Origin of the sequence: Macrococcus sp. DPC7161 (assembly GCF_004117835.1) — a bacterium.
Classification (GTDB): Bacteria; Bacillota; Bacilli; order Staphylococcales; family Staphylococcaceae; genus SDSC01.
Genome location: NZ_SDSC01000001.1, coordinates 355,884 through 369,956 on the forward strand (window position 1 = coordinate 355,884; position 14,073 = coordinate 369,956).

The following is a 14,073-nucleotide window of genomic DNA, read 5'->3' on the forward strand; positions in this document are numbered from 1 at the left end:
AGATCTATCAATATATTTTGTATATGGGATAGGTCTCTATTTTTTTAAAACAGGAGGAATTATAATGACATTTTCTAGTTTAAATCGTGAACAAGTTAAACAATCAATGAAAAATCAAGAATATGATTTGGTGATTATTGGTGGAGGTATCACTGGTGCTGGGATTGCATTTGATGCTTCATTACGTGGCATGAAAGTAGCATTAGTTGAAATGCAAGATTTTGCTTCTGGAACCTCAAGTCGTTCAACAAAATTGGTTCATGGTGGTTTAAGATATTTAAAGCAATTACAAATAGATGTTGTGAGCGAAACTGGGAAAGAACGTGCAATTGTTTATGAAAATGGGCCACACGTGACAACACCAGAATGGATGTTGTTACCAATGCATAAAGGCGGTACATTTGGACCTACGACGACTTCACTTGCTTTAAAAGTTTATGATTTCTTAGCTGAAGTAAAAAAATCTGAGCGTCGTACAATGCTTTCTAAAGATGAGACATTACAAAAAGAACCGCTTGTTAAATCAGATGGTTTAAAAGGTGGCGGTTATTATGTTGAGTACCGTACAGATGATGCACGTATGACAATTGAAGTAATGAAGCGTGCACATGAATTTGGTGCTGATATTTTAAACTACGCTAAATCAAATGGATTTACTTACAACAAAAAGAAAAAAGTAAACGGTATTTTAGTGACTGATTTAATTGCAAATGAACAATTTGAAATTAAAGCAAAAAAAGTTGTAAATGCAACTGGACCATGGGTTGATGAAGTACGTGGTGCAGATTATTCAACAAATAATAAGCAATTACGTTTAACAAAAGGTGTACACTTAGTATTTGATCAAAGTGTCTTCCCATTACAACAAGCCGTTTATTTTGATACTGAAAGTGACAAACGTATGATTTTTGCGATACCTCGAGACGGCAAAACTTACGTTGGAACAACAGACACTTTCTACAATCAAGAAAAAGCAACACCAAAAGTAACGCAAGAAGATCGTGATTATATTATCGATGCGATAAATTATATGTTCCCAAGTGTTAAAGTGGCGGATGCAGATATTGAATCAACTTGGGCTGGTATTCGTCCATTGATTTTAGAAAAAGGCAAAAATCCATCTGAAATTTCACGTAAAGATGAAATTTGGGAAGGTAAGTCTGGCTTAATTACGATTGCTGGTGGTAAATTAACGGGTTATCGTCATATGGCTCAAGACATTGTGGATTTAGTTAGTGAAAGATTGAAAAAAGAATATAAACTTACTTTTAAATCATGTGAAACAAAACGTCACACATTATCTGGTGGAGATGTTGGTGGTTCAAAAGGCTTTGAAGCATTTATTAAATCAAGTGTAAGACCAGAATTATTCCATAAATTATCTGAAACAGAACAATTAAGACTCATTAAACGTTATGGTTCAAATGTGAATGAGTTATTTACAATCGCAGCAATGCAACATGGTAGCGAAGTAGCAGGTTTACCATTATCAATTTATACAGAGTTATTGTATGCAATTCATCACGAAATGGTTCAAAAACCTACAGATTTCTTAATTCGTCGTACAGGTGATTTATACTTTAATGTACAACATGTCTATGACTATAAAGATGCAATCATCAACGTAATGGCAGATATTTTAAATTATGATGAAGCAACAAAATTAGCATATTCAAAAGCTTTAGATGAGAAATTATATGAAGCTACTCATCCGAGTATTCAAGTTTCTGAAGAAAAATAATCATTTTTAAGATTGGGAATTTATTCCCAATCTTTTTTTGTATCAATTTGTATATAATCGATAAAAAGTTTTATATAATAATGATGAGGTGAATCAATTGGAACAAAAAGTCATCACATTAAAATCAGGTGCCAAAAGAGAAATCATGTATTTCAAAGCATCACATCCTATAGGGAATATGCAAATATTACATGGTATGGCTGAACATATGGGAAGATATGTTCAAGTTGCTGAATACTTTAATCAACAAGGCTATCATGTCTTGTTACACAATCATGAGGGGCATGGAAATATAGCACTAGAAGATAGAGGTCATTTTGATAGTATTCAATCATTAGTCGATGAGAGTTATGAAATTTTTACAACGTTTGAAGATACAAATGTACCGAATGTATTATTAGGACATTCAATGGGAAGTATCATCGCACGTGTTTATATGAAAGAATATCCGAATGCATTTCAAGCGGTAATTCTTTCTGGAACAGGTTATTATGATCAACAAATGAACATGGGTAGAAATGCACTAAAATCATTGCTTTTAATAAATAAACCAACAAAAAAAATAAAGCAAGTCAATCAACTCATGGTTGATGCATATAATCGACAATTCAAACCGAAAAGAACGGAAAGTGATTGGTTAGCATTAAACGAAGCAACTGTGGATGCATTTGTGAATGATCCATTATGTGGTTTTGATATGTCTTTAGGCGCACTTTACGAAATTAGTACTGCAATGAAACAAACACAAAAGACAAAATATATTAAACAGTATCCGAGTCATGTACCAATGCTATTGGTGTCAGGTGCAAATGATCCATTTTCAAATAACGGTAAAGGCCTTAATAAATATGCGATGAAATTAAAGTTTGGTAATATGGATTCTGTAACTATTCAATTATATGAAAATGCACGTCATGAAGTAATGTTTGAAGCTAATCAAAAAGATGTTTTACAAAATATAAATAGATGGCTAGGAAAACAAATATGAAAATACCTTTAATTGTAATCTTAGGACCTACCGCTGTTGGTAAAACTAAACTGAGTATTGAGCTTGCAAAAGCAATTAATGGTGAAATCATTAGTGGTGATGCCATTCAAGTTTATAAAGGCATGGATATTGGCAGTGCTAAAATTACGCATGAAGAAGCTGAAGGGATTCCTCATCATTTAATTGATATATTAGAACCTAATGAAAGTTATTCATCGGCACAATTTAAAAATGAAGCTGAAAAATGTATTGAATCCATTTATAGTCGTGGAAAAATACCTATGGTCGTTGGCGGTACTGGACTATATATACAAAGTCTCCTCTACGAATATGATTATGTTGAAGAAGATCCAAAGGTAAAACGATATTGGCTCTCTCAATTTGAACATTTAGATAGAGAAACTTTACATGAACAATTAAAATCTGTGGACCCAATTGCTGCTGCATCCATTCACCCAAATAACAAACAACGTGTTTTAAGAGCGTTAACTTATTATAAAATGCATCAACAATCCATTACTTTACAAAGTAAATCAAAGACAATATCTGACAAATATGATACAATTTTAATAGGCTTAAATATGCCACGACCGATTTTATATGAGCGCATCAATGAACGTGTGCAACTTATGTTTGAACAAGGATTAATTGATGAAGTTAAACAATTATTACAATGTGGCTATGAAAGTGCGCAAAGTATGACTGCTATCGGTTATAAAGAAGTGATTCCTTTTATTAAGGGTGAAATTACATATGATACGATGGTTGAGACATTGCAACAAAATACTAGGCATTTCGCAAAGCGTCAATTAACTTGGTTTAATAACCAAATGAACATTGATTGGTTAGATCCAACAGAATTATCCGTGGCTGACATGGTTAATCATATACAAATACAGATAAAAGGGGAATAAAATGATGACTCACGCTAACTTACAAGACACATTCTTAGAAAAGTACAAAACAAGTGGCACTGAATTAACTGTATTTTTACTCAATGGTTTTCAAATGAAAGGTGTTGTTTTAGATTACGATAAGTATGTCATTTTAATTAAAGTGGCGGATAAAGAAAACTTAATCTATAAACATGCCATCAGCACTTTTGTGGAATAAATCTGCAAAATAAAATAATCGATATTATAAAAAGGGATTGAGCGCGAATTTTTTTGCTCAATCCCTTTTATTATTTAGTAATGTTTCAATGTCTTTTTCAATTTTTTCAGGTGTCGTTGTTGAACCATATCTTTTAATAACTTTACCGTTTTGATCAATTAAAAATTTTGTGAAATTCCACTTAATCGCATTTGTTAAAACCCCTTTTGTTTGTTCTTTTAAATGAACAAATAAAGGATGTGCATGATCACCATTGACATCAATTTTTTCATGCATTGGGAAAGTTACACCATAGTTTAATCGGCAATTTTGCAATGCTTCTGCACCATCACCTGGTTCTTGATTACCAAACTGATTACATGGAAAGCCAAGAACAACGAATCCATAGTCTTTATATTTCTTGTATAACTGTTCTAAACCATCAAACTGTTTTGTAAATCCACATTCGCTTGCTGTATTTACGATAAGCATCACGTTATTTTCATACTTTTTTAGTGAATATTTTTCTTTGTTTGCAAGTGTTACATCATAGTTGTAAATCAAAAAATCATCTCCTACTTGTGTTTCGTTCTTATTTCAATCAAAATAAAACTTAAGGAAGTGATATTTTGAACGAAACGAAAAAGAATAAAGAACGTGTTCTTATTATAGCAGTTTATAAAAAGCGTGACGATGAATTTGAATTTAAAGAAAGTCTCAATGAAATTGTGAGTTTGTGTGAAACAGCGGATTTAGAAGTTGTTGATATCATTACACAAAATAAAGACCGTTTCGATAGTACATTTTATATCGGAAAGGGCAAGTTAGATGAAATTATTGAACTCACAGACAAAGAAGATTTAACATATGATTGTGTGATTGTAGGAGATGAGTTATCCACTGCACAATCAAAACATTTAAACGAAGCACTTCAATGCAAGATTATTGACCGAACACAATTAATTTTAGATATTTTTGCCTCAAGAGCTAAAAGCCGAGAAGGTAAACTGCAAGTAGAATTAGCACAACTTGAATATTTATTACCTCGATTATCTGGTCATGGACAAAGTTTGTCCCGTTTAGGAGGCGGAATCGGTACGCGTGGTCCAGGTGAAACGAAACTTGAAACAAATAGAAGGCATATTAGAAGTCGTATCACAGATATTAAAAGAGAAATCAGTACGATAAAAGCACATCGTACGCGTTATCGAGAAAATAGAAAAAAGCAACAATTTTTACAAGTGGCATTAGTGGGTTATACAAATGCAGGTAAGTCGAGTTGGTTTAATCAACTGACAAAAAGTACGACATTTGAAGAAAATTTATTGTTTGCGACATTAGATCCGAAAAGTAAGATGATGTCCATTAATGATGGATTTGATATTTTATTAAGTGATACGGTAGGATTTATTCAAAAATTACCAACACATTTGATTGATGCATTTTCATCAACATTAGAAGAAGCAAAGTATGCTGATGTTCTAATACATGTTGTTGATGGTAGTCATCACAATGTAGATATTCACATTAAGACAGTAAATGAACTGTTAACTACTTTAGAAATGAATCATATACCTTGTATGATGGTATATAATAAAAAAGACTTGATGCATGAAACAGATGCACATTATGATGAAGCAGTTTCAGCGAGAGATATTGATGATATTCAGGTCATTATACAAAAGTTAATTCACTTGATTCAGTCAGATATGTTACCTTATCATATCAGCATTATCAAAAACAGTGGAGAAGTGATTAGTCATTTGAAAAATGCAACGCTTGTTAAAGATATTCTTTTCAATGAAGATTCAGAAATTTATGAAGTCCATGGATATGAAAGAAAAGATAATGGTGTTATCGAACAATTAATTAATAAACAATATATTAAAAAGTTTACAATTTAACTAGAAATAAATATAAAATAAAAAGTAAAAAATTTAAAACAATACAGAGGTTAAAATGAAATTTACGAATAATGATAAATTGAATCAATTGATTGAAAAAGTCGATCAGGACATATTACCGATTCATCAAACTATAGAAATGAATGCTTTATTTAATCAACAAAAAGTATTAGATGCTTTTGCAAAACTTAAAATCACTGAAGCAGATTTAATTGGTACTTTTGGCTATGGTTATGATGATGATGGGAGAGACCATTTAGAAGCGGTTTATGCAGAAGTATTTAAGGCTGAAGATGCTATCGTTCGTCCTCAAGTAATATCGGGAACCCATGCCATTACGTTGGCACTTTCAGCGAATTTAAAAGCTGGAGATGAGTTATTATATATTACAGGTGAACCTTATGACACATTACTTGAAGTAATCGGTGTAAATGGTAATGGGGTCGGTTCTTTAATGGATAATGGTGTTCAATACAGATCCATCCCACTTAAAAGTGATAAAATAGATACTAGTGCTGTTATAGCATCTATCAAAGATAATACGAAGATCATAGCCATCCAAAGATCAAAAGGATATGCAACAAGACCTTCATTCACAGTGAATGAAATTGGTGATGTGATTCAACAAATCAAATCACATTATCCGGACATCATTGTTTTTGTAGACAATTGTTACGGAGAATTTGTTGAGGAAAATGAACCTATTGAGGTTGGGGCAGATATGATAGCTGGCTCATTAATTAAAAATCCTGGTGGTGGTATTTGTAAAATAGGTGGCTATATTGCAGGTAGAAAAGATTTAATCGAGAGAGTCGGTTATCGATTAACCGCACCTGGTATTGGTAAAGAAGCGGGCGCATCGCTTTATGCATTACACGAAATGTATCAAGGCTTTTTCTTAAGTCCTCACGTAGTGAGCCAAAGTTTAAAAGGTGCTGTCTTTACTTCAAGATTATTAGAATTAATCGGAATGAACACATCGCCACGTTATGATGTTAAGAGAACGGATTTAATTCAGTCTGTTATATTTGATGACCCTGAAAAAATGATTTCATTTGTACAAAGTATTCAAGCTAATTCTCCAATTAACGCACATTTTGCGCCAATGCCAGCTTATATGCCAGGTTATGAAGATGACGTCATTATGGCAGCTGGTACGTTTATACAAGGTGCATCTATAGAATTAACAGCAGACGGTCCAATTAGACCACCTTATGAAGCTTATGTGCAAGGTGGCTTAACATATGAGCATGTTAAAATCGCAATCATTCGCGCTGTATCAACGTTAATCGATGAAAAAATTATTGAATTTTAAGCAACATAACTACTATTTTACAAATTCATGTTAGGTTTTCTAACATGAATTTGTTTTTTAAATTTTTTTATGATAAATTACAAGTATGTTCAACAGGTGGTGCATCAATGAGTAAAGATAAATTGCGAAGAGAAATGCCGGTATTCCCAATCAGTAGTGTAATGAAACTTACGGAACTTACCGCAAGGCAAATTCGTTATTATGAAACACAATCATTAATAAAGCCAGCAAGAACAGAGGGAAATAAACGATTATTTTCGATGAATGATTTGGATACACTATTAGAAATAAAAGTCTTATTAGAAAAAGGTTTTAATATTAAACGTATTCAACAATTCTTTGAAGAAAAAAATATTTCCAAACAAAAAGATCAAGATGGACATCGTTATATCGAATCTATCATTGAAGAACGTTTAGAAGTGCCACTTAACCGTGGAGATTTATCCAGGTTTTATCGATAAACTAAATTTTTGGAGGTCATTATGGCTAAACTAACTAAGAAAGACATTATGAAAAAAGCACAAGAGGAGAACGTTCGTTATTTACGTTTACAGTTCACTGATATTTTAGGAACAATTAAAAACGTAGAAGTACCGATTTCTCAATTAGAAAAAGTATTAAACAATGAAATGATGTTTGACGGTTCATCAATCGAAGGATTCGTACGTATTGAAGAGTCAGATATGAAATTATATCCAGATTTAGATACTTGGGTAGTATTCCCATGGACTTCAGATAAAGGTAAAGTTGCACGTTTAATTTGTGACATTTATATGCCAAACGGTGAACCATTCTCAGGAGACCCACGTGCAAACTTAAAACGCTTATTAAAAGAAATGGAAGAATTAGGATTCACAGATTTCAACTTAGGGCCTGAGCCAGAATTCTTCTTATTCAAATTAGATGAAAAAGGCGAACCAACATTAGAATTAAATGATAACGGTGGTTACTTCGACTTAGCACCAACTGATTTAGGTGAAAATTGCCGTCGTGACATCGTATTAGAATTAGAAGACATGGGATTTGATATCGAAGCATCTCACCATGAAGTAGCACCTGGTCAACATGAAATTGACTTCAAATATGCAGATGCAGTTACAGCTTGTGATAACATCCAAACATTTAAATTAGTAGTAAAAACAATCGCACGTAAACATAACTTACATGCAACATTTATGCCAAAACCATTATTCGGTGTGAACGGATCTGGTATGCACTTTAACGTATCATTATTCAAAGGACCAAAAGAAAATGCATTCTACGATCCAAAAGGTGATATGGAATTATCAGATGATGCACGTCACTTTATCGCTGGTATTATCAAAAACGCACGTGGATTTACAGCAGTATGTAACCCATTAGTAAACTCATACAAACGTTTAGTACCTGGTTACGAAGCACCATGTTACGTAGCTTGGAGTGGACAAAACCGTTCACCATTAGTACGTATCCCAGCATCTCGTGGATTATCAACACGTGTTGAAATCCGTTCAGTAGACCCAGCTGCAAACCCATATATGGCATTAGCAACAATCTTACAAGCTGGATTAGATGGCATTAAAAATAAATTAGAAGTACCTGCACCAGTTAACCAAAACATCTATGAAATGAACCGTGAAGAACGTGAAGCAGTTGGTGTACAAGATTTACCATCAACTTTATACACAGCATTAAAAGCAATGCGTGAAAACCCAATCATGAAAGAAGCATTAGGAGATCACATCTACCGTCAATTCATCGCTTCAAAAACAATCGAGTGGGATATGTATCGTACTCAAGTATCTGAATGGGAAAGAGAACAATACATGAAATTGTATTAATCCATTTAAACCCTAGAGCTACATGGCTTTGGGGTTTTTTATTTTGTTTATTTTAAGAACCCAATCAGCTAGATGTATATTAAAGTTATAATGTTTGGGTGCAAAGTGGGTGCGAACTAGAACACTTTTTTAATATATTTTTCGTAATCATTAAGTGCTTGTTTTTGATATTCATTACTAACGTGAGTATATATTTTTTCAGTTGTAGAAATATCTTTATGACCTAATCGCATTGATATAGCTTTTAAAGGTACACCAGAATTAAATAATAAACTTGCGTGTGTATGTCTTAATTCATGTGCTGAAATAATAAAATCTTCGCCTAGCACTTTTTTAGATACATGTTGTAATGTGTTATAGATTGTTGTTCTTGGAATAGGAGTACCAATTTCATTAACGAATATGAAATTGTATTTGTTATTATAAACTTTTTGATTAACAATTTTATATGCGTTATGAATTTGTAGTAGTTTGAATAACTCTATACTAAGTTGTTGTGAAATGAATATAATTCTGTGTTCACCTGTTTTTGTTTCACCTAATACATCACGTTTCTGATCATAAGATTTTGTGATTGAAATAGTATTATTCGCTCTATCAATATCTTCAAATCTTAATGCACATGCTTCACCGATACGCATTCCAGTTTCTAATATTAATCTAATTAAATAATATTGAATTGTATTTCTCTTTCTTACTGCTTCTAAAAATGGGCTAATTTTATCTTCTGGTATATATTTTTTCTCAGAAGGCAAATTGCTCTTTGTGTATTTCTTTTGTACGAATTCTGCTGGATTTCTTTCAATTAAACCATCTCTATAAGCAACAAACAACGCACGTGCTAATAAGCTAAAACATTTATCTACTGTTGATTTACTCCAATTATTCTCTATTAAATCATTAATAAAGTTTTGAAATTTTGAATATGTAAAACTTTTAAGCGATTCATGTTCGAATTCATTTTTAATTTTTTTGAGTGCATATTTATCTGCATCTACAGATGATTTCGAAACTTTATTAACTCTTTGAGTATTTATATATTCTTCTAAGTAATCTACTAGTTTAATTTTTTGATTTTGTAGTAATACGTTTTTTAAATTAGCTTCGGCTTGTTTAGCATATTCTTTTGCTTCTGGCTTTGTTCTGAAACCAGATTTGCTGTGAATTCTACGTTTACCAGTTTCATCAGTATAGCTAATTCGAACCCTCCATTTAGCACCACGTTTCTCAAATTGAGCCATTTTAACCATTCCTTTCTTAAAAAAGAGTATAAAAAATAAGGGTATGCCGAATACCCTTATATTCAGTTGTTATTTTATAGTTGCTTTATATAATGCTTTTTCGTTACCTACAGAAAATAATGGTTTGATTTCTATTTCAATTTCTTTTGCATCTTTTGGTACTGCAAAAGATTGTGATACATCAGCTGTACGACCTTTAGATAATGTTTCAGATTTATCTGATCCAAGTGCATATTCATCAGCTTTTTTACCATTTACATAAACAGCTGCTTCTTGACCAGCAACATAATCTTCATCATTTTCAGATTTAACTGTAGAAAATACAGTAATTACTTTTTCAGCTTTAACGTCATTAAATTCATTTCTTTCATCTGTTACTTTAACTTCTTTGACTGTAAAAGTTGTTTTATCAATTTTCTTTGTTTCACCTAATTTTAAAGCGCCACTATCTTTTTTTACTTCTTTTTGTTCTGTTTTAGCCTCATCTTTTTTTGTAGTGTCAGTATTTCCACCACATGCACCTAATAATAATGTTGAAGCTAATAAAGTACCACCTAAGATTTTGTAATTCATGTTCATTTCTCCCTTGTATTTAATTTTTATGATAAAGGCTAATGCCGAATATCCTAATACTTTCTATTCATGCCGACAACTCTGCCAACAAAAGTTATTTCATCGTCTTTAGTGTATATTTGTGGTTGATGTTCACTGTTTGTTGATTCTGGTAACAACATAATGACATCATTTTGAAATCGTACACGTTTAACAGTTGCGTTGTATCCATTTACTTGAACGACTGCAATTTGACCGTTTTCTATATAAGAATCTTTTTCGACAATAACAACATCACCGTCTTTGAATTCTTTATCCATAGAGTCACCAGATACAACTAAACTGAAGTATTCTTTACCATTTTTAATTAATGTTTTTGAAACAAAAGTGTGATCTATAATATTTTCTTCGGCATACATTGGTTGTCCTGCTGAAACTTTAGCAAGAACAGGTATTGAAATTACAGGAATAACTTCTAATGCATTTAAATCTTCTTTACTTTCAACTAAATCTGATTTACTAACATCAAAGTAGTTAGCCATTAATTCAATTTTATCAATACGTGGGTATGTTTTAGCATTTATCCAGTCAGAAAGAGTTGTATATTTTACATTTAAATCTTTTGATAATTGTTTTCTATCAACGTTTTTTTCTTTCATAAACCTTTTAATATTCTTTGACATAACTTCTTTGTTACCCAACATATAAATTCAATTCCTTTCATATAATGCCGTTTTTATTTGATGTCTATATTATACGTTTATTCCGTAAAAAATACAATAGTTTTGTGTAAAAAACGGTTTTACCGTTGACAATACGGTTTAACCGTTATAAACTATAGTTAACTCAATTACAGAAATGAGGTGAAAACATGCAAGGCAACGCAGTAAGAACAGAGCCTTATACCTTAAAGATGCTACGTGCTAAATTTGATTTAACACAAGCAGAAGCAGGAAAACGCGTGGGTGTATCGGGTGATGTTTGGCATAACTGGGAAAAGGCAAAAACATTTCCTAACATTCCACAACTCAAAAAAATTGAGGAAGAATTTAATGTCACATACAACGACATTATTTTTTTGGTCAATGATAACGGTTAAACCGTAATTGGAGGTGTGAACATGAATTTAACAATCAGTGATGATGTTATTCATGAACTAGTTACTAACGAAGTGCAAAAACATTTAATGAACTACAAGTTGCAATATGCAGCTGTAGACATTAAAAAGCTATCTGAAATATCTGGACTGTCTAGATCTAAGTTATTAGAAGACATTACATGTCAGCAAGAATTTGATGATGTGACTGTTCGAATAGGCTCAAGGGTTCTTTACCTTTATCCAGAATGCTTAGATGCAATCAAAAAGATTTATAGGAGGTTATCGCTATGAAAACAGCAACAATATTGTTTGTGGCTTTAAGCTTTTTATTTCAACTATGTTTTACAGTAGAAGAATCTTACGGTACAGCATTAGTCATTGCTGGTGTAACAGCATTATTTCGAATTAATAGTAAGGAATATTTGAAGAAGGTGAAGTAATGTGTGAAAAGTACTATCTAGAATTAGAAACTTTTGGACTTGGTGAAATAGTAGAAGACGAATTATATCTAAATCGTCATAGAAAAAACGGTGATTTCACTTACAACAATAAAAATGAAAGTGCAGCATTCCAAACTCAATTTACTGAAAAAGAAATTGATAAATTTGGACTTAGATTTTGGGTTGCCAATGGAACAATCAGACTTGAAAAAGTGCAATAAAAAATACGCATATCTTAAGATACACGCATTAGTAAACTCGACACTTACATAATAGCATGTATCTCTAGATGTTAAAAGGGAGATTAAATAAATGATTACAAAAGAGCAATTAATATCAGTTGCAAACGAGTTAGTACCACAAATTTTAATGTCAAAGGCAGATGTAAAATTTGAAATAAATTCAGATTATGGAACTGGTGATGCTGGAATTATGTTGTGGCATTATCACGAAGGCTATTCAACAGAAGAACACCCAGTACCAGCAAAATATAAAAGTTTATATGAATTTCATGATGACGCTGATTTAATCGAATTTTTACAGCAAGTTGAAAATGTTTTGCAAGGAGGTTTGTTTAATGGCTGAGAAAGTTAGTTATTACTTTTCTTTAAAAAACAGTACATTGCCTTTGTTTGTCAGTCAGTACACTCCAAATGGCGCTTTATATACAACTGATGAACTTAAAGCTAAGCAATACAAAGGTTTTGAGAAAGGTGAGTTACAACCACCTTTAGAAACACATAACATTCATAAATTAACAGAAACAACCACATACAAACGTGAGAAAGTAGAGGGCTTAGATAATGAATAAATCTGAATCTATTGTTGAGTTATCAAAAGCGTTAGCTAAATTCCAAGATGAAGTGAAGCAACCTTTAAAAGATGCAAACAACCCATTCTTTAAATCTAAATACGTACCACTAGAGAACGTTGTAGAAGCAATTACAGACATTGCACCAGGTTTAGGTTTATCGTTCACGCAATGGGCTTTAAATGACGTAAATGGACGTGTTGGTGTTGCTACAATGCTTATGCATGAAAGTGGCGAATACATCGAATTTGACCCTGTATTTATGAAAGCAGACAAAGAAACAGCTCAAGGCGCAGGCGCATTAATTACTTACTTAAAACGATATTCATTAAGTGCTGTGTTTGGAATTACATCAGATCAAGACGATGACGGTAATGCTGCGAGTGGTAACAAAAAGCTTGCAACTGCTGAAGAAGTCGGACAACTAAAAGCAAATGTAATCAAATTTGCACAACAAAATAATGGCGAAGCTACTAAAGTACAAGAAGCGTTAAACATTAAAGATTATTCAAAAATGACTAGTGAACAAGTCAAATTTGCACAAAAAACATTAATTGATTGGGGATTGAAAAATGACTAATAGAGCAGTATTGGTAGGACGATTAACAAAAGATGTTGAATTTTCAGTTACTCCAAGTGGTATCGCAGTAGCTAAATTCACTTTAGCAATTAACCGTACATTTACAAACGCACAAGGTGAAAGACAAGCAGACTTTATAAACATCGTTTGTTTTAGAAAACAAGCAGAAAACGTAAATACGTATTTAAGTAAAGGTAACTTAGCAGCAGTTGATGGACGCATTCAAACAAGAAGCTACGACAATCAAGAGGGTCGAAAAGTTTATGTAACAGAAGTAGTTGCTGACAGCGTTCAATTTTTAGAGTCAAAAAATAGTGGTCAGCAACAACAAAATCAAGCACCACCACAACAAAATCCGTACGCAAATCAACAACCACATTATCAACAGCCTGTTCAACAACAATATCAGCAACAAGCACCACCACAACAAAATCCGTTTAATAATGCTGCACCACCACAATATAACAACGATGAAGATTTGCCATTTTAG

General features: G+C 32.4%; 20 protein-coding genes. 16 read left to right on the top strand and 4 right to left on the bottom strand.

Going from position 1 to position 14,073, the window contains the following annotated elements; all coding sequences use genetic code 11:
* The first annotated feature begins 64 nt into the window (after positions 1-64).
* The 4 genes from ER639_RS01640 (at position 65) to hfq (ending at position 3,842) form a co-directional block, all read left to right on the top strand.
* The gene (locus ER639_RS01640) at positions 65-1,741 is read left to right on the top strand and encodes a glycerol-3-phosphate dehydrogenase/oxidase (protein ID WP_129064008.1); all 1,677 of its coding nucleotides are present in this window, start codon (positions 65-67) and stop codon (positions 1,739-1,741) included.
* A 97-nt stretch (positions 1,742-1,838) separates the two neighbouring features.
* A complete protein-coding gene (locus tag ER639_RS01645) occupies positions 1,839-2,729 on the top strand; it encodes an alpha/beta fold hydrolase (protein WP_129064009.1) in 891 nt (296 codons plus the stop codon).
* Positions 2,726-3,643: a tRNA (adenosine(37)-N6)-dimethylallyltransferase MiaA gene (gene miaA / locus ER639_RS01650; RefSeq protein ID WP_240663971.1), complete on the top strand. Its 918-nt coding sequence runs from the start codon at positions 2,726-2,728 to the stop codon at positions 3,641-3,643. Before ER639_RS01645 ends, miaA begins: the two co-directional genes overlap by 4 nt.
* Position 3,644: 1 nt before the next feature.
* On the top strand, positions 3,645-3,842 hold the full coding sequence (gene hfq / locus ER639_RS01655; RefSeq protein ID WP_129064011.1) for an RNA chaperone Hfq: 198 nt from the start codon (positions 3,645-3,647) through the stop codon (positions 3,840-3,842).
* A gap of 57 nt (positions 3,843-3,899) precedes the next feature.
* Here the strand turns inward: hfq and ER639_RS01660 are convergent, their stop codons facing one another.
* Positions 3,900-4,385, bottom strand: a complete 486-nt coding sequence (locus tag ER639_RS01660; protein WP_129064012.1) for a glutathione peroxidase — start codon at positions 4,383-4,385, stop codon at positions 3,900-3,902.
* A gap of 65 nt (positions 4,386-4,450) precedes the next feature.
* On the opposite strand from ER639_RS01660, the gene hflX reads away from it, so the two are divergent.
* The 4 genes from hflX to glnA all read left to right on the top strand — a co-directional run bounded on the left by hflX (position 4,451) and on the right by glnA (position 8,860).
* Complete coding sequence (gene hflX / locus ER639_RS01665; RefSeq protein ID WP_129064013.1) at positions 4,451-5,725, top strand: GTPase HflX; 1,275 nt, start codon at positions 4,451-4,453, stop codon at positions 5,723-5,725.
* Between the two features lie 55 nt (positions 5,726-5,780).
* Complete coding sequence (locus ER639_RS01670) at positions 5,781-7,040, top strand: methionine gamma-lyase family protein (protein WP_129064014.1); 1,260 nt, start codon at positions 5,781-5,783, stop codon at positions 7,038-7,040.
* A 107-nt stretch (positions 7,041-7,147) separates the two neighbouring features.
* Positions 7,148-7,501: a MerR family transcriptional regulator gene (locus ER639_RS01675; protein ID WP_129064015.1), complete on the top strand. Its 354-nt coding sequence runs from the start codon at positions 7,148-7,150 to the stop codon at positions 7,499-7,501.
* Positions 7,502-7,522: 21 nt separating this feature from the next.
* Positions 7,523-8,860 (top strand): type I glutamate--ammonia ligase, encoded by a 1,338-nt coding sequence (gene glnA, locus ER639_RS01680; protein WP_129064016.1) that lies wholly within the window; start codon positions 7,523-7,525, stop codon positions 8,858-8,860.
* Positions 8,861-8,976: 116 nt separating this feature from the next.
* On the opposite strand, the gene ER639_RS01685 is transcribed toward glnA, so the two are convergent.
* The 3 genes from ER639_RS01685 to ER639_RS01695 form a co-directional block, all read right to left on the bottom strand.
* A complete protein-coding gene (locus tag ER639_RS01685; RefSeq protein WP_164993320.1) occupies positions 8,977-10,101 on the bottom strand; it encodes a site-specific integrase in 1,125 nt (374 codons plus the stop codon).
* A 69-nt stretch (positions 10,102-10,170) separates the two neighbouring features.
* Positions 10,171-10,674, bottom strand: a complete 504-nt coding sequence (locus ER639_RS01690) for a DUF4352 domain-containing protein (protein WP_164993321.1) — start codon at positions 10,672-10,674, stop codon at positions 10,171-10,173.
* Positions 10,675-10,727: 53 nt separating this feature from the next.
* On the bottom strand, positions 10,728-11,357 hold the full coding sequence (locus tag ER639_RS01695; protein ID WP_129064019.1) for a LexA family transcriptional regulator: 630 nt from the start codon (positions 11,355-11,357) through the stop codon (positions 10,728-10,730).
* A 167-nt stretch (positions 11,358-11,524) separates the two neighbouring features.
* Here ER639_RS01695 and ER639_RS01700 point away from each other — a divergent pair, with 167 nt between their 5' ends.
* From ER639_RS01700 to ER639_RS01730, 8 genes are all read left to right on the top strand, one after another.
* Positions 11,525-11,752 carry a helix-turn-helix transcriptional regulator gene (locus ER639_RS01700; RefSeq protein ID WP_129064020.1) on the top strand — a complete coding sequence of 76 codons (228 nt, stop codon included), beginning with the start codon at positions 11,525-11,527 and terminating at the stop codon, positions 11,750-11,752.
* Between the two features lie 21 nt (positions 11,753-11,773).
* Complete coding sequence (locus tag ER639_RS01705; RefSeq protein ID WP_129064021.1) at positions 11,774-12,043, top strand: hypothetical protein; 270 nt, start codon at positions 11,774-11,776, stop codon at positions 12,041-12,043.
* Positions 12,040-12,192, top strand: a complete 153-nt coding sequence (locus ER639_RS12195) for a hypothetical protein (protein WP_164993322.1) — start codon at positions 12,040-12,042, stop codon at positions 12,190-12,192. The genes ER639_RS01705 and ER639_RS12195 overlap by 4 nt, the downstream gene beginning before the upstream one ends.
* Complete coding sequence (locus ER639_RS01710; RefSeq protein ID WP_129064022.1) at positions 12,192-12,413, top strand: hypothetical protein; 222 nt, start codon at positions 12,192-12,194, stop codon at positions 12,411-12,413. The genes ER639_RS12195 and ER639_RS01710 overlap by 1 nt, the downstream gene beginning before the upstream one ends.
* Before the next feature lie 91 nt (positions 12,414-12,504).
* Complete coding sequence (locus ER639_RS01715) at positions 12,505-12,777, top strand: hypothetical protein (RefSeq protein ID WP_129064023.1); 273 nt, start codon at positions 12,505-12,507, stop codon at positions 12,775-12,777.
* Positions 12,770-13,003, top strand: a complete 234-nt coding sequence (locus ER639_RS01720) for a hypothetical protein (RefSeq protein WP_129064024.1) — start codon at positions 12,770-12,772, stop codon at positions 13,001-13,003. Before ER639_RS01715 ends, ER639_RS01720 begins: the two co-directional genes overlap by 8 nt.
* The gene (locus tag ER639_RS01725; protein WP_129064025.1) at positions 12,996-13,583 is read left to right on the top strand and encodes an ERF family protein; all 588 of its coding nucleotides are present in this window, start codon (positions 12,996-12,998) and stop codon (positions 13,581-13,583) included. Before ER639_RS01720 ends, ER639_RS01725 begins: the two co-directional genes overlap by 8 nt.
* On the top strand, positions 13,576-14,073 hold the full coding sequence (locus tag ER639_RS01730; RefSeq protein WP_129064026.1) for a single-stranded DNA-binding protein: 498 nt from the start codon (positions 13,576-13,578) through the stop codon (positions 14,071-14,073). The genes ER639_RS01725 and ER639_RS01730 overlap by 8 nt, the downstream gene beginning before the upstream one ends.